The organism is Streptomyces sp. NPDC002088, assembly GCF_040296605.1.
In the GTDB taxonomy this organism is placed as follows: domain Bacteria; phylum Actinomycetota; class Actinomycetes; order Streptomycetales; family Streptomycetaceae; genus Streptomyces.
On the sequence record NZ_JBEOXO010000010.1, the window covers coordinates 221,786 to 237,152 of the forward strand.

Below are 15,367 nucleotides of genomic sequence, written 5' to 3' on the forward strand. Positions count from 1 at the left end.
TGACGAGCTGATGACCGTTCCCCAGATCCTGGAAGAGCTGGGTGGGGTCTCTCGCCGGACGTTCTACCGCTGGCGTGAGTTGGGGTACGGGCCGGCCGCATTCAAGCTGCCCAACGGGGAGCTCCGGGTGTGGCGGAGCGACTTCACCACGTGGCTGCGGCAGCTGGAGGCCGCTGCGTGAAGTCTCTCGATGTGAAGGTCTGGGCCGTACGAAAGCGCGATACGAAAACGCCCTCGTACGGCGTTCGGTGGTCCGTGGCGGGCAACGTCTTTTCCGACTCCTTCCGCACGAAGGCACTGGCCGATCACTACCGCGCGAAGCTGATGCGGGCGATGCGCGACGGCGAGGAGTTCGACCAGGCGTCCGGGCTTCCGGACTCGATGGAACCGAAGAAGTCGGCTGTGTCCTGGTACGACTTCGCCCTCAGGTACCTAGCCATGAAGTGGCCACATGCCGCCCCCAATACGCGCGACGGCATCAACGAATCGCTCACCAGCGTGACCGTGGAGCTCCTCGACGAGCGGGCGGGACGGCCGTCCGACCAAGCCATCCGCAAGGCGCTCCGCAACTGGGCCTTCGTCTTGCCGGGGCCCGATGACCGAGACGTTCCGGACGAGGTGCGGAACGTCCTTCACTGGGTGTCGAAGGCCTCGCGGCCGCTTGCCGATCTTGCTGAACCGGCTACGGCGCGTGCGGTGCTGGACTCACTGAAACTCAAACTCGACGGCACGGCCGCGGCCGCCGAGACCGTGCGGCGTAAGCGGCGGACTCTCGTCAACGCTGCCAACTACGCGGTCGACTTGGGGGAGCTGCGCGAAAACCCGATCACGGCCGTCCGCTGGCAGAAACCGAAGGTTTCCAACCAGGTCGACCCTCGCGTTGTCGCGAACCCTGAGCAGGCTCGCAATCTCCTGGCGGCCGTCTCCTACGTGGGCGGCTACCGGCGGGCCCGCGGTCGGCGCCTGGTGGGTCTCTTCGCCGCCATGTACTTCGGCGGTCTCCGGCCGGCTGAAGCAGTCGGCCTCGTCGAGACGGACCTGAACCTCCCCGAGCACGGCTGGGGGTCGGCGCTTCTCCATCGGACTCGTCCGTCGGTCGGCAAGCAGTGGACCGACTCGGGGGAGACCCACGACGATCGCGGTCTGAAGAACCGGCCCGTCGAGGACGTCAGGCGGGTGCCGATCCCGCCCCACCTCGTCGCCGCACTCCGCGAGCACCTGGCCACCTTCGGCGCGGCGGACGACGGGCGGCTCTTCTTTAGTGAGAAGGGCTCGGTCGTCCCGTCCTCGACGTACTACCGGGTGTGGCAAGAGGCCCGGCTCCTCGCGCTCCCGCCGTCTGTGGCCTCCTCGCCGCTCGCGAGCCGGCCGTACGACCTTCGGCACTCGGCGCTGTCGACGTGGCTCAACGCGGGTGTCGACCCCACCGAGGTGGCCGAGCGCGCTGGCAACAGCGTCGAGGTCCTGCTGACCCGCTACGCGAAGTGCCTCGACGGACGGCAGGACGTGGCCAACCGGCGGATTGAGGACCTGCTTCGCGAGTACGAGTGAGACACGCTGCACCCCACTGAGGCCCCGGGCAACTTGTCCGGGGCCTCTCTCGTTTTGTGCCCTACCTGCTGCGACGCTTCGAGACGAGAGCGGACGAGGGGGACTCGTGGAGCTGAAGGTCACGCGCTGGAAGCGGTACGGACATGATCGCCTGTACGCCAACCTGCCTGACGGCACGGCGGTCGGCTGGGCGGATGCGAAGACGGGGGACATCACGGTCCTGGTCGCCGAGTACCGCCACGACGTGATCGCCGTACTGACAGACCACTTACAGAACAACTCCGAACCGGTTCCGCCACAGAAGACGCCCAGGACGCCCGAGGCTGAGGGGCTCCCGCTGCTGCCGCCTCTGACGGCGGCCGACGACCTGTCCGCCAACCGTCCCGGCGAGTCTCTCCGTGACCTGCTCGACAAGTCCGGGCCAAGCTTGATCAAGCGAGTGGTCTCACAGCTCCTGCGGCGCCCCACAGAGTGGGATTCCTGGCGGAAGGGTCTGGCGGGGGAGCGGAGGGTAGGAGCCGAGCTGAACCGCTTGGCGCGTCACGGCTGGCGGGTCCTGCACTCCATCCCCCTGGCCGACAAGGTGGATGTCGATCACTTGCTGATCGGGCCCGGTGGCGTGTTCAGCATCAATACAAAGCACCACCACAAAAGGGTCGTGTGGGTCGGCGACGACTCCGTGAAGGTCGACCGCGGAAAGCCGGCGCCCTACGCGCGCAAGAGCCGGGCGGAAGTCAAGCGGGTGGCCCGAGTGCTTGAGCGGTATTGCGGCTTTCCTGTGCCGGTGGAACCGGTGCTCGTCTTCGTCGGCGTGACCGACTTGAAGGTGGTCGCTACGCAGCTCAGCGTGCGCGTGTACCAGGAGCGTCAGGTGGCGGCAATGGCGCCGCTCTCAGGAGTGCTGACGGCCGAGCAGGTCGAGCAGGTGTACAGCGTTGCTCGCCATCGTCAGGCTTGGAGCCAGGTCCCGCCGACGGCGACTCGAAAGATCTGAACACTCAGGGGCGCCCAGGCAGGATTCAAACCTGCGCACACAGCTCCGACAACACCCAAGCAAGTTCGTAGGATAGAAAGGGCAATCCGCCTATTTCGGGCGTCCTTTGATGTCGTCTTGCTCAGCCATTAGTTGTAAAGCAGCAGGCTAGGGCCACTGGATTGACGCAATCAAAAAATCCGACCACCATGAGGCGTCAACTGCTCGCTCTGGGTGAGCGTGCCCCGTGAAAGGAAATACCGTGGCGAAGGGTCACAAGTGTCCGAGCTGTGGCAAGAGCACGCTGCAGCCGTACACCACTAACCAGTTGAGGTGCTCCAACTGCGACACGATCGTGAAGAAGGGTTAAGTCTCCTGAACTGCGAACACCTGTCAGCTAGTTGGTGAAGCAGGCCGGATCTACAGTCTTGTGGGCTCACCCTCGAGCTGCTGCCGTGTCGGCAACGTCACTGCGGCAGCGTAGGGAGCCTTGTGGAACTGCACGGAACCCGCTGGAAGCGGTATGGGCATGATCGTTTGTGCGTTAATCTGCCCGATGGTGCTGCGGTTGGCTGGGTGGACGTCGAAACCGGGAACATCGTGGTCTTGCGGGCTGACTATCGCGACGACGTGATTGCCGCGCTGACCCGACACTTACAGAGCCTCACCGAGCCCGTCCCGCCCGCCCGGGCATCTGAGGGCTGCCGCCGCTGACGTCGGCTGACGCCCCGGCGGACAACCCTCCGGGGATGCCTCTGCGTGATCTGCTCGACAAGTTGTGCCCGGGTCTCGTGGAGCGAGCCGTCTCACGCCTTCTGCGGCGACCGGTCGAGTGGGACTCGTGGCGAAAGGGACTGGCGGGGGAGCGGCGCGTGAGAGCCGAGTTGAACCCGCTTGTCGCGCCGCGGCTGGCGCGTCCTGCACCCCATACTCCTGGCCGACAAAGTCGACGTTGATCACTCGCTGGTCGGGCCGGGTGGGGTGCTCAATATAAGGCACCACCGCAAGCGGCCGTGTGGGTCGGCGACGACGCCGTGAGAGTCGATCACGGCAAACCGGTGCCCTATGCCCGCAGGAGCCCGGGCGGAAGCCAAGTGGTGCCAGCCGTCCTAGAGGAGCCGCGGATGGTGTCCACGGCGTGACGGTCGACCGGGCCGCCAGACGCCAGTACGGGACTTCGGTATTTCCCCGGGCACACCTGCAGCGATGCCCCAAGATCCCGTCCACACCTCGTCCACAGACCCCGACATAGAGCTGCTTCGGACGGCATCCGCCTGCACAAACACGAAGACCCCGGCCTCAGCGTTTCCGCTGGTGACGGGGTCTTTAGGCACCTCATAAGGGGTGCCCCCGGCAGGATTCGAACCTGCGCACACGGCTCCGGAGGCCGTTGCTCTATCCCCTGAGCTACGGGGGCGTGTCCGTTGCGAGGCGTGTTGCTCGCGGCGACGGGTAGAACACTACCAGCTCCTCCTGGGTGGTCATGAACGGGTTTTGCCGGGTGCCGTCGGGTGCGTCGGGAGGCGGCGAGTCCCCCGCGCGGGTGGAAGTGCGGAAAAGCCGGACGCGGTGGCTGGTCCCGACCTACTCTCGAGTTGTGCCAGGGGCTTCGGGCCGGGTGCTTGTTGTGGACGACAACAAGGTCATCCGGCAGCTGATCAGGGTCAATCTCGAGCTGGAGGGTCTCGAGGTCGTGACCGCGGCCGATGGTGCCGAGTGTCTGGATGTCGTTCATCAGGTGCGGCCGGACGTGGTCACCCTCGATGTCGTCATGCCCCGGCTTGACGGGCTCAGGACCGCCTCCCGGCTGCGGGCCGACCCGCGGACACGCGATCTGCCCCTCGCCATCGTCAGCGCCTGTACGCAGTACGAGGTTGACGCCGGGCTCGACGTCGGCGTCGATGCCTTCCTCGCCAAGCCATTCGAACCCTCCGAACTCGTGCGGCTGGTACGGGAGTTGATCGAGCGGGAAGGCAGTGGTGCGGCCGAGCTCAATGGCCGGGGTCCCCTCCGGAGTGTTCTCAGTGCCGGCGACGCCGCCGAGAGGGCTGGTCGCGCCGGCGGCTAGGGGCTTGACGGGGAGGTCGTAGGCGCTTTCCCCGCTGCCGTTCGACCCGCCCGTCCACATCCCGGACCCTTGCCGAAACCGGCTCGCCTACCCACCCCCCTCCTCCCCTACGCTTGTCCCGTGACCCCCGTCGAGCTCTCCCGCACCGTGCTGCGCGCGGTGCGTAGCGCTGTCGACGAGGGCGAGCTGAGTGTGACCGTGCCGGAACGGGCCGTGGTGACCACGCCTGGTCCCGGCGGGTGTGGGGACTACGCCACCAACATCGCCCTCCAGCTGGCCCGACCCGCGGGGCAGCCACCCCGCCGCGTCGCCGAGGTGCTCCGGCCCTACCTCACCCGTTCCGCCGGCGTCACCGGCGTCGACATCACCGGGCCCGGCTTTCTCAACATCAGCCTCGACCAGGGCGCGGCCTCCGTCACGCTCGTACGGCGGATCCTCCGCGAAGGGCTGCGTTACGGGCATTCCGATGCGCTCGCAGGGCAGGTCGTCACCCTCCGCATCCCCTACGACGTCCGTGCCGAGGTCGTCGCCGACGCCCTCGTGCGGATCATCGGCTCCCAGGGCGGGCGCGTCGAGGTGGAGCATGGCGACCCCGTCAATCTGCGGCCCGTCCCTGCTCCCGAGGACCCCGTCCCGCTCGGCCTCGACGCCGCCCGTTGGGCGCTGCTCCACCCCGCCCCGCACGACCGGCCCCGCATCACCGCCGACCACCTGGTCCAGCGCGAGAGCAACCCCCTCTTCCGCGTCCGCTACGCCCACGCCCGCACCCGGGCCGCCGTACGCAACGCCGCCGACCTCGGCTTCACCCCCGAGCCCGGCCCCGTCGGTGATGCGGACGCGCTCCTCGTCGTCCTCGCCGATCACCCCCGCATCCTCGGGGCGGCCACCATCGCCCCACGAGGCAGCGTCCTCGGTGACGCGGCAACGGCCCCGGTCTCACGAGGCAGCGCCCTGACCGACGTGGCCCCCGCCCCTCAGACCGACACCGCCGACGTGCCCGCCACCCTCCAAGCCGGCACCCCCGACGCAACCCCCACCTCCCACGCCACACCCCCCACACCCTCCGACGCCCCCTCCCGCCTGACCCGTCACCTCCTCACCCTCGCCGACGCCACCCTCCCCTTCCTCCCCACCGTCCTGCCACGCGGTGACGAGAAACCCTCGGCCGCCCACCGTGCCCGGCTCGCCCTCGCCGAAGCCGCCGGGACGGTGCTGGCCGGCGGCCTGTCCCTGCTCGGCATCGACGCACCCGACCACCTCTGAGAGCGCCTGAGCGCGCCAGAGAGAGCCAGAGAGAGCCCCTCCAGCCATGAGCCGTTCCGCACACCCCGCCGGGCCCCGTCACGCCGACGTTCTCCCCGAGGGCCACTACGCCGCACCGCCCGCCGACCTCAACACCCTCGACCCGAAGGTGTGGGCTCAGACCGTCACCCGGGACTCCCACGGTGTCGCGACCGTCGGCGGTGTCGATGTGAAGCAGCTTGCCGAGGAGTTCGGCACCCCCGCCTACATCCTCGACGAGGCCGACTTCCGCGCCCGGGCGCGCGCCTGGCGGAGCGCGTTCGGCCATGACGCCGACGTTTTCTACGCCGGCAAGGCCTTCCTCTCCCGCGCCGTCGTGCGGTGGCTGCACGAGGAAGGGCTCAACCTCGACGTCTGCTCCGGTGGCGAGCTCGCCACCGCTCTCTCCGCCGGTATGCCCGCCGAGCGCATCGCCTTCCACGGCAACAACAAGTCCACCGAGGAGATCCACCGGGCCATCACGGCCGGCGTCGGACGCATCGTGCTCGACTCCTTCCAGGAGATCGTCCGCGTCGCCCACATCGCCCAGTCCCTCGGGAAGCGGCAGCGGGTGCAGATCCGTATCACCGTCGGCGTCGAGGCGCACACCCACGAGTTCATCGCCACCGCGCACGAGGACCAGAAGTTCGGCATCCCGCTCGCCGGTGGCCAGGCCGCCGAAGCCGTTCGCCGTGCCCTCCAGCTCGACGGGCTCGAGCTGATCGGGATTCACTCCCACATCGGCTCCCAGATCTTCGACATGTCGGGCTTCGAGGTCGCCGCCCACCGGGTCGTGTCGCTCCTGAAGGACATTCGCGACGAGCACGGTGTCGAGTTGCCCGAGATCGACCTCGGCGGTGGTCTCGGCATCGCCTACACCAGCAACGACGACCCCCGCGAGCCCCACGAGATCGCCAAGGCGCTGACGGAGATCGTCACCCGTGAGTGCGACGGCGCCAGGCTCCGCACGCCCCGTATCTCCGTCGAGCCGGGGCGCGCCATCGTCGGGCCCACCGCCTTCACGCTCTACGAGGTCGGCACGATCAAGCCCCTCGACGGGCTGCGTACGTACGTCTCCGTCGACGGCGGCATGTCCGACAACATCCGTACTGCGTTGTACGACGCCGAGTACAGCGTCGCCCTCGTCTCCCGGGCGAGCGACGCCGAGCCGATGCTCGCCCGTGTCGTCGGCAAGCACTGCGAGAGTGGGGACATCGTGGTCAAGGACGCGTTCCTGCCGTCCGACCTGGCGCCCGGTGACCTCATCGCCGTACCGGCGACCGGTGCCTACTGCCGCTCCATGGCCAGCAACTACAACCACGTGACCCGCCCGCCCGTCGTCGCCGTGAACGACGGCGAGGCCCGGCTCATCGTCCGCCGCGAGACGGAGGAGGATCTCCTGCGCCTCGACGTCGGGTGAGGCCCATCCCCGAGGCCCCCAGAAAGGCGGGGGCGGAAGATCTCCTGTCTTCCACCCCCGCCAAAATGAAATAGATGTCTCACGATCCGGACCAGGGATAGAAACTCCCGTCCGGTGAGTGAGACTGGTCCAACCGTAGACGGTATGAGGAAACGAGGTCGGATGATGCGTACGCGTCCGCTGAAGGTGGCGCTGCTGGGCTGTGGAGTGGTCGGCTCAGAGGTGGCGCGCATCATGACGACGCACGCCGACGACCTCGCCGCCCGGATCGGGGCGCCCGTGGAACTGGCGGGGGTGGCCGTACGGCGGCCGTCCAAGGTCCGTGAGGGAATCGACCCCGCTCTCGTCACCACCGACGCCACCGCCCTCGTCAAACGGGGCGACATCGACGTCGTGGTCGAGGTCATCGGGGGCATCGAGCCCGCCCGGAGCCTCATCGTCACCGCCTTCGAGCACGGCGCGTCCGTCGTCTCCGCCAACAAGGCCCTCCTCGCCCAGGACGGCGCCGCCCTGCACGCCGCGGCGGACGATCACGACAAGGACCTCTACTACGAGGCCGCCGTCGCCGGTGCCATCCCGCTGATCCGGCCGCTGCGCGAGTCCCTCGCCGGCGACAAGGTCAACCGGGTGCTCGGGATCGTCAACGGCACGACCAACTTCATCCTCGACAAGATGGACTCGACGGGGGCCGGCTACCAGGAGGCCCTCGACGAGGCCACCGCCCTCGGGTACGCGGAGGCCGACCCCACCGCCGACGTCGAGGCCTTCGACGCCGCCGCCAAGGCCGCCATCCTCGCCGGAATCGCCTTCCACACGCGCGTACGTCTCGACGACGTCTACCGCGAGGGCATGACCGAGGTCACCGCCGCCGACTTCGCCGCCGCCAAGCAGATCGGCTGCACCATCAAGCTGCTCGCCATCTGCGAGCGGGCGGCGGACGGCGGGTCCGTCACCGCGCGCGTGCATCCGGCGATGATCCCGCTGAGCCACCCGCTGGCCTCCGTGCGCGGTGCGTACAACGCCGTGTTCGTCGAGTCCGACGCCGCCGGGCAGCTCATGTTCTACGGCCCCGGCGCGGGCGGTGCCCCCACCGCCTCCGCCGTGCTCGGCGACCTCGTCGCCGTCTGCCGCAACCGGCTCAACGGCGCCACCGGGCCCGGCGAGTCGGCGTATGCCGCGCTGCCCGTCTCGCCCATGGGCGACGTCGTCACGCGCTACCACATCAGCCTCGATGTGGCCGACAAACCGGGTGTTCTCGCCCAGGTGGCGACCGTGTTCGCCGAGCACGGCGTGTCGATCGATACCGTTCGGCAGCAGGGACGCCAGGAAGGCGACGGCGAGGCCTCTCTCGTCGTCGTCACCCACCGCGCGTCCGACGCGTCCCTCAGCGGGACCGTCGAGGCGTTGCGCAAGCTCGACACCGTGCGGGGTGTCGCCAGCATCATGCGGGTTGAAGGAGAGTAAGCAGCAATGACCCACCAGTGGCGCGGAATCATCGAGGAGTACCGGGACCGGCTGCCGGTATCCGACACCACGCCGGTCGTGACGCTCCGCGAGGGCGGCACGCCCCTCGTGCCCGCGCAGGTGCTCTCCGAGCGCACGGGCTGCGAGGTCCACCTCAAGGTGGAGGGCGCGAACCCCACCGGGTCCTTCAAGGACCGCGGCATGACCATGGCCATCAGCAAGGCCAAGGAGGAGGGGGCGAAGGCGGTGATCTGCGCCTCCACCGGCAACACGTCCGCCTCCGCCGCCGCGTACGCCGTGCGGGCCGGCATGGTTTCGGCCGTTCTCGTTCCGCAGGGCAAGATCGCGCTCGGCAAGATGGGCCAGGCCCTCATCCACGGCGCGAAGATCCTCCAGGTCGACGGCAACTTCGACGACTGCCTCACCCTTGCCCGGGCCCTGAGCGACAACTACCCCGTGGCGCTGGTCAATTCGGTCAACCCGGTGCGTATCGAGGGGCAGAAGACCGCCGCCTTCGAGATCGTGGACATGCTCGGGGACGCCCCCGACATCCACGTCCTGCCGGTGGGCAACGCGGGCAACATCACCGCGTACTGGAAGGGGTACAGGGAGTACGCCGCCGATGGGATCGCCACGCGGACTCCCCGCATGTGGGGGTTCCAGGCGTCCGGCTCCGCCCCGATCGTGCGCGGCGAGGTCGTCAAGGACCCGTCGACCATCGCGACCGCCATCCGGATCGGCAACCCCGCGTCCTGGAAGTACGCCCTGGCGGCGCGGGACGAGTCCGGCGGCCTCATCGACGAGGTGACGGACCGTGAAATCCTGCGCGCCTACCGGCTGTTGGCCGCGCAGGAGGGTGTCTTCGTGGAGCCCGCGTCCGCCGCGTCCGTGGCCGGTCTGCTGAAGGCGGCCGAGCAGGGCAAGGTCGACCCGGGGCAGACCATCGTGTGCACGGTCACCGGCAACGGCCTCAAGGACCCCGACTGGGCCGTCGCGGGTGCCCCGCAGCCGGTCACCGTCCCGGTCGACGCGGCGACGGCGGCCGAGCGCCTCGGGCTCGCCTGACAGGCTCCACCCGGCTCGCCTGACAGGTTCCACCGACAGGGCGTAACCGGCAGGGGGTAGCCGACACCGGACAACCCCCATCGGGGGTGCACAGGGGGCTTGCAGCACGCATCGTGCGCCTCCTGTGCGCCCTATGTCGCCACAGAACCTTCCTTCGATAGGCTGTACTGAACCCGCCCGCCGCATATGCCTCCGCATATGGCACGGTGTCGCGCCGTCCACATGGCCCGAGGGTTCTCACGTACGTATCGAATGTTCGTATCGAATGCGTTCCATCGAATGTCATTCGACAATCTCGCAGCTCAAGGAGTTCATCGAGCGATGGCCGGTCCAGCGTTCCGCGCCGCCGCCGTCCGGGTGCGCGTCCCCGCCACCAGCGCCAACCTCGGCCCGGGCTTCGACGCCCTCGGCCTCGCGCTGGGGCTGTACGACGACGTGGTCGTCCGGGTGGCCGACTCCGGGCTGCACGTCGACATCGCGGGTGAGGGCAGTGAAACCCTCCCGCGCGACGAGAGTCACCTCCTCGTACGTTCCCTGCGTACCGCGTTCGACCTGCTGGGCGGACAGCCGCGCGGCCTCGAAATCGTCTGCGCCAACCGCATTCCCCATGGTCGCGGCCTCGGCTCCTCCTCGGCGGCCATCTGCGCCGGCATCGTGGCCGCCCGGGCGGTGACCATAGGCGGCGAGGCGAAGCTCGACGACGCAGCGCTGCTCGCGCTCGCCACCGAGATCGAGGGCCACCCCGACAACGTCGCGGCCTGTCTGCTGGGCGGGTTCACGCTCTCCTGGATGGAGACGGGGTCCGCGCGGGCGATCAGGATGGAGCCCGCCGATTCCATCGTTCCGGTGGTTTTCGTGCCCGGAAAGCCGGTGCTGACGGCGACCGCGCGCGGTCTGCTCCCGCGCACCGTGCCGCACGTCGACGCCGCCACCAACGCGGGCCGCGCCGCACTGCTCGTCGAGGCGCTCACCCGGCGCCCCGAGCTGCTGCTGCCCGCCACCGAGGACCGCCTCCACCAGGAGTACCGCGCCCCCGCCATGCCGGAGAGCGCGGCGCTGGTGGAGCGACTGCGTGCCGACGGTATTCCGGCGGTCATCTCCGGCGCCGGACCCACCGTCATGGCGCTGGCCGATGCGGGCACCGCCGACAAGGTCGAGCAGCTGGCCGGCACCGACTGGGCAGCGAACCGGCTGAGCCTCGATCTGCAGGGAGCGAGCGTGCTGCCGCTTGCGACCTGAGACACGGTTGCCGGATTTCGAGAGGGGGAATGTTTGTTGGATCCGGTAGTGTTAACCTCAAGTCTGCACCCGACCCCACCATGGCGAGGTGCTTCGTGTCCCCGTCCGGGACCAACATTCTTCCGGGAGCTCCCCAAGCCGCACTGTGTTCCGTACGTCGTACCTGGGCAGTACGCCGTACGCGGGTGCTGAGCGGTCCGCAGGGCACGCTCCGGAATCGGTGCGACCACGCCGCGTGACACAGACCTTCGGTGCCACGGCTCATGGAAGTGCCATCACCAGAAATTCTCTTCCGCCGCTTTGGCGGACCACCGCCCCGGCACGGTCCACACAGACGGGACCACTGCCGGACAGCACAACCGGTCGCCGAGCCAGACAGGCCGACGTCCGCTCCAGGGAAGGACCCTTCGTGAGCGACACCACCGATCTGATGGGCGCACGTGTCGAGGAGACCGCTGCCGCGCCCGCCACGGACGCCTCCGCGCCTGCCACCGGTGCCGGCTCCCGGCGGCGCCGCGGTACCGGCCTCGACGGCATGGTGCTGGCCGAGCTGCAGCAGGTCGCATCCGGCCTCGGCATCAGGGGCACCGCGCGCATGCGCAAGAGCCAGCTGATCGAGGTCATCAAGGAGGCGCAGGCGGGAGGGGGTGCCCCGGCGAAGAACGCCGAGGCAGCCACCGAGACCAAGCCGAAGCGCCGGGCCACTTCGAAGGCGCGCACGGGCGACGACGCCCCCGCCGAGAAGAAGGCCGAGGCGCCCGCCGACAAGGCCGAGAAGGCCGTTGCCCAGCAGCAGATCGAGATCCCCGGCCAGCCCGCGGCCGACGACGCCCCCGCGGAGCGCCGCCGTCGGCGTGCCACCGCCGACGCGGGCAGCCCGGCGGCGGGCAGCACCGAGACGGTTGCCGCCGAGGCCAAGAGCGAGCCGAAGGCCGAGACTCCCGCACAGCCGCAGGGCGACGCCGGTGACGGCGCCGAGGGCCGCCGCCGCGACCGCGACCGCCGTGAGCGCGGCCGCGACCGCGACCGCCGTGGCAAGGGCGACGACCAGCAGGGTGGCGGCCAGCCGCAGCGTCAGCAGGGCCAGCAGCAGGGCGGCGGCGGTCGGCAGGACCGTCAGGACCGTCAGGACCGTCAGCGTGACAACGGCCCGCAGGACGACGACGACTTCGAGGGCGGCCGCCGTGGCCGTCGCGGCCGTTACCGCGACCGCCGTGGCCGCCGTGGGCGCGACGAGATCGGCGCCGCCGAGCCGCAGCTCGCCGACGACGACGTCCTGATCCCCGTCGCGGGCATCCTGGACATCCTCGACAACTACGCCTTCATCCGGACGTCGGGCTACCTGCCCGGTCCGAACGACGTGTACGTCTCCCTCGCCCAGGTCCGCAAGAACGGCCTGCGCAAGGGCGACCACGTCACGGGCGCGGTCCGTCAGCCGAAGGAGGGCGAGCGCCGCGAGAAGTTCAACGCGCTGGTGCGCCTCGACTCCGTCAACGGCATGGCGCCCGAATCCGGGCGCGGGCGGCCGGAGTTCAACAAGCTGACGCCGCTGTACCCGCAGGACCGGCTCCGTCTGGAGACCGACCCGGGCGTGCTGACGACCCGCATCATCGACCTGGTCGCGCCGATCGGTAAGGGCCAGCGCGGTCTGATCGTGGCCCCGCCGAAGACCGGCAAGACCATGATCATGCAGGCGATCGCCAACGCGATCACGCACAACAACCCCGAGTGCCACCTGATGGTCGTCCTGGTCGACGAGCGTCCGGAAGAGGTCACCGACATGCAGCGGTCGGTCAAGGGCGAGGTCATCTCCTCGACCTTCGACCGTCCGGCCGAGGACCACACCACGGTCGCCGAGCTCGCCATCGAGCGCGCCAAGCGCCTGGTGGAGCTGGGCCACGACGTCGTCGTCCTGCTCGACTCGATCACGCGTCTGGGCCGTGCGTACAACCTCGCCGCCCCGGCCTCCGGCCGCATCCTGTCCGGTGGTGTCGACTCGACCGCGCTGTACCCGCCGAAGCGCTTCTTCGGTGCCGCGCGCAACATCGAGGACGGCGGCTCGCTGACCATCCTGGCCACCGCGCTCGTCGACACCGGCTCGCGCATGGACGAGGTCATCTTCGAGGAGTTCAAGGGCACCGGCAACGCCGAGCTCAAGCTCGACCGCAAGCTCGCCGACAAGCGCATCTTCCCGGCGGTGGACGTCGACGCGTCCGGTACCCGTAAGGAAGAGATCCTGCTCGGCAGCGACGAGCTCGCCATCACCTGGAAGCTGCGCCGCGTGCTGCACGCGCTCGACCAGCAGCAGGCGATCGAGCTGCTCCTCGACAAGATGCGGCAGACGAAGTCGAACGCCGAGTTCCTGCTGCAGATCCAGAAGACGACCCCGATGCCCGGTAACGGCGACTGAGGTCGGCACTGACAGCCACAGAAGGGCCGCTCCCGTCTCGGGGGCGGCCCTTTGTGCTGCCGTGAAGGTGTGGCCTGTGCAGGTGCTGCCGTGCAGGCGCTGCCGTGAAAGCGGGCCGTACGGCGAGATCTTTGCCACAGGGAACGCGGCCGGGGCCGGCTTCCGGCCGAGTCGGTACTGCGGCGGAAATCGCAGGTGAGCGGCGTACGCCCCGGTTTGGTGACTACGCACGGTGCAGGGAATCGCACGCTGCGGACACGGAGCGTTGTGCAACCCTTTCCCGAGTTTCCCCGTCTGACCGGACGGAGTGACGATGGAGCAATGGGGTTTCCCCTGGTCGAGCGAAGCCAAGAGCTGAGGAGCACATGTCTGCCGAGAGCACGCCGGAGCCCGTCATACCGGGTGGCCCCGGCACCAGCGGCCCCCGCCACCGGGCCAAGGGCCGCCGTCGCAAGAGCCGCGGCAAGCGCGGCAGGGGCCTGCTGATAGCGGCCTGGACCGCGGCGGGCATCGTCGTCCTGGGCGGCACCGGCGCCGGCTACCTGTACTTCAAGCTCAACGACAACCTCAAGTCCGTCGACATCAACCAGGCCCTGGGCAGCGACCGGCCGACCAGGACCGACAACGGCTCCGAGAACATCCTGGTCCTCGGCTCGGACAGCCGCTCCGGCTCCAACGAGAAGCTCGGCGGCGGCACCGACGACGGCAGCGCCCGCTCCGACACGGCGATGATCGTGCACGTCTACAAGGGCCACAAGAAGGCCAGCGTGGTCTCCATACCGCGCGACACCCTCATCGACCGCCCCGCGTGCACCGACGCCGGCGGCACCACGCACGCCGCCGCGACCGACGTGATGTTCAACTCCGCCTACTCCACCGGCGGAGCGGCCTGCGCGGTCAAGACGGTCGAGTCCATCAGCGGCGTCCGCATGGACCACTACCTCGAGGTCGACTTCAGCGGCTTCCAGAAGCTCATCAACGAGCTCGGTGGTGTCACGGTCACCACGACCAAGGACATCAACGACTCCGACAGCCATCTGAACCTCAAGGCCGGCACGCACAAGCTCACCGGCGAGCAGGCGCTCGGCCTGGTCCGCACCCGGCACGGCGTCGGCGACGGCTCCGACCTCGGCCGCATCCAACTCCAGCAGGCGTTCATCAAGGCCCTGGTCAACCAGGTCAAGGACATCGGCCTCTTCAGCAGCCCCAAGAAGCTGATCGACCTCGCCGACACCGCCACCAAGGCCGTCACCACCGACTCCGACCTGGGCTCGGTGAACTCCCTGCTCGACTTCGCAGGCGGTCTGAAGGGCATCAGCTCGTCCCATATGAGCATGGTCACGATGCCGGTGCAGTACGACCCCGCGAACCCCAACCGCGTCATCGTCGCCGAGGCCGAGTCGAAGCTGGTCTGGGACGCCCTGAAGAACGACCGGGCGATCCCGAAGGCCGCCACCGAGGGCACCGCGAGCGGCACCGCCAAGGGCGTCGTGACCTCGTCCTGAGCCGCCGGGAGGGGCGCTCGGAGGGGCTCGGGGAATAGATCGGCTCAGCCCCCGGTTTTGGGGGATGCGGCCAGTCCTGGCAGACTGGTACGTCGGCCCCGGTTCACGCTCCCGCATCCCGCGGCTGCGACCCGGCGCCCTCCCGAAACTAGGAGACACCTTGAAGCGCGACATCCACCCCGAGTACGTCGAGACGCAGGTCAGCTGCACCTGTGGCGCGTCGTTCACCACCCGTAGCACCATCGAGTCCGGCACCATCCGGGCCGAGGTCTGCTCCGAGTGCCACCCGTTCTACACGGGCAAGCAGAAGATCCTCGACACCGGTGGCCGTGTGGCCCGCTTCGAGGCCCGCTTCGGCAAGGCTGCTGCCGGCTCCAAGAAGTAGCGAGCC

12 protein-coding genes and 1 tRNA gene are annotated in these 15,367 nt (G+C 69.1%); 12 read left to right on the plus strand and 1 reads right to left on the minus strand.

Annotation, left to right across the window (positions count from 1 at the left end; translation table 11 throughout):
- Nucleotides 1-10 precede the first annotated feature (10 nt).
- The 3 genes from ABT114_RS23170 (at nt 11) to ABT114_RS23180 (ending at nt 2,545) form a co-directional block, all read left to right on the plus strand.
- Nucleotides 11-181, plus strand: coding sequence for a helix-turn-helix transcriptional regulator (locus tag ABT114_RS23170; RefSeq protein WP_351144821.1), 171 nt, complete (start codon nt 11-13; stop codon nt 179-181).
- A complete protein-coding gene (locus ABT114_RS23175) occupies nt 178-1,551 on the plus strand; it encodes a tyrosine-type recombinase/integrase (protein ID WP_351144728.1) in 1,374 nt (457 codons plus the stop codon). Before ABT114_RS23170 ends, ABT114_RS23175 begins: the two co-directional genes overlap by 4 nt.
- Nucleotides 1,552-1,657: 106 nt before the next feature.
- Entirely contained in the window at nt 1,658-2,545 is an 888-nt protein-coding gene (locus ABT114_RS23180; RefSeq protein ID WP_351144729.1) for a nuclease-related domain-containing protein, read from the plus strand.
- 1,324 nt (nt 2,546-3,869) lie between these two features.
- Here ABT114_RS23180 and ABT114_RS23185 read toward each other — a convergent pair.
- Nucleotides 3,870-3,941 (minus strand) — tRNA-Arg (locus tag ABT114_RS23185).
- Nucleotides 3,942-4,007: 66 nt separating this feature from the next.
- On the opposite strand from ABT114_RS23185, the gene ABT114_RS23190 reads away from it, so the two are divergent.
- The 9 genes from ABT114_RS23190 (at nt 4,008) to rpmE (ending at nt 15,361) form a co-directional block, all read left to right on the plus strand.
- Entirely contained in the window at nt 4,008-4,592 is a 585-nt protein-coding gene (locus tag ABT114_RS23190; protein WP_502988370.1) for a response regulator, read from the plus strand.
- Nucleotides 4,593-4,712: 120 nt separating this feature from the next.
- Nucleotides 4,713-5,855 (plus strand): ArgS-related anticodon-binding protein NrtL, encoded by a 1,143-nt coding sequence (gene nrtL, locus ABT114_RS23195; RefSeq protein ID WP_351144730.1) that lies wholly within the window; start codon nt 4,713-4,715, stop codon nt 5,853-5,855.
- A 46-nt stretch (nt 5,856-5,901) separates the two neighbouring features.
- On the plus strand, nt 5,902-7,293 hold the full coding sequence (lysA, locus tag ABT114_RS23200) for a diaminopimelate decarboxylase (protein WP_351144731.1): 1,392 nt from the start codon (nt 5,902-5,904) through the stop codon (nt 7,291-7,293).
- A 165-nt stretch (nt 7,294-7,458) separates the two neighbouring features.
- A complete protein-coding gene (locus ABT114_RS23205) occupies nt 7,459-8,757 on the plus strand; it encodes a homoserine dehydrogenase (protein WP_351144823.1) in 1,299 nt (432 codons plus the stop codon).
- Between the two features lie 6 nt (nt 8,758-8,763).
- Nucleotides 8,764-9,822, plus strand: coding sequence for a threonine synthase (gene thrC, locus ABT114_RS23210; protein WP_351144732.1), 1,059 nt, complete (start codon nt 8,764-8,766; stop codon nt 9,820-9,822).
- 321 nt (nt 9,823-10,143) lie between these two features.
- A complete protein-coding gene (gene thrB, locus ABT114_RS23215) occupies nt 10,144-11,061 on the plus strand; it encodes a homoserine kinase (protein ID WP_351144733.1) in 918 nt (305 codons plus the stop codon).
- 409 nt (nt 11,062-11,470) lie between these two features.
- Nucleotides 11,471-13,471: a transcription termination factor Rho gene (gene rho / locus ABT114_RS23220; protein WP_351144734.1), complete on the plus strand. Its 2,001-nt coding sequence runs from the start codon at nt 11,471-11,473 to the stop codon at nt 13,469-13,471.
- A gap of 365 nt (nt 13,472-13,836) precedes the next feature.
- A complete protein-coding gene (locus ABT114_RS23225) occupies nt 13,837-14,976 on the plus strand; it encodes an LCP family protein (RefSeq protein WP_351144735.1) in 1,140 nt (379 codons plus the stop codon).
- 160 nt (nt 14,977-15,136) lie between these two features.
- Nucleotides 15,137-15,361 (plus strand): 50S ribosomal protein L31, encoded by a 225-nt coding sequence (rpmE, locus tag ABT114_RS23230; RefSeq protein ID WP_019326867.1) that lies wholly within the window; start codon nt 15,137-15,139, stop codon nt 15,359-15,361.
- The last annotated feature ends 6 nt before the right edge of the window (nt 15,362-15,367 follow it).

What these genes read in the sequence shown, in the direction of transcription:
- ABT114_RS23205 (WP_351144823.1), top strand. Translation starts at nt 7,459, where the DNA reads ATGCGTACGCGTCCGCTGAAGGTGGCGCTGCTGGGCTGTGGAGTGGTC.
- ABT114_RS23225 (WP_351144735.1), top strand. Translation starts at nt 13,837, where the DNA reads ATGTCTGCCGAGAGCACGCCGGAGCCCGTCATACCGGGTGGCCCCGGC.
- thrB (WP_351144733.1), top strand. Translation starts at nt 10,144, where the DNA reads ATGGCCGGTCCAGCGTTCCGCGCCGCCGCCGTCCGGGTGCGCGTCCCC.
- ABT114_RS23170 (WP_351144821.1), top strand. Translation starts at nt 11, where the DNA reads ATGACCGTTCCCCAGATCCTGGAAGAGCTGGGTGGGGTCTCTCGCCGG.
- lysA (WP_351144731.1), top strand. Translation starts at nt 5,902, where the DNA reads ATGAGCCGTTCCGCACACCCCGCCGGGCCCCGTCACGCCGACGTTCTC.
- ABT114_RS23190 (WP_502988370.1), top strand. Translation starts at nt 4,008, where the DNA reads ATGAACGGGTTTTGCCGGGTGCCGTCGGGTGCGTCGGGAGGCGGCGAG.
- thrC (WP_351144732.1), top strand. Translation starts at nt 8,764, where the DNA reads ATGACCCACCAGTGGCGCGGAATCATCGAGGAGTACCGGGACCGGCTG.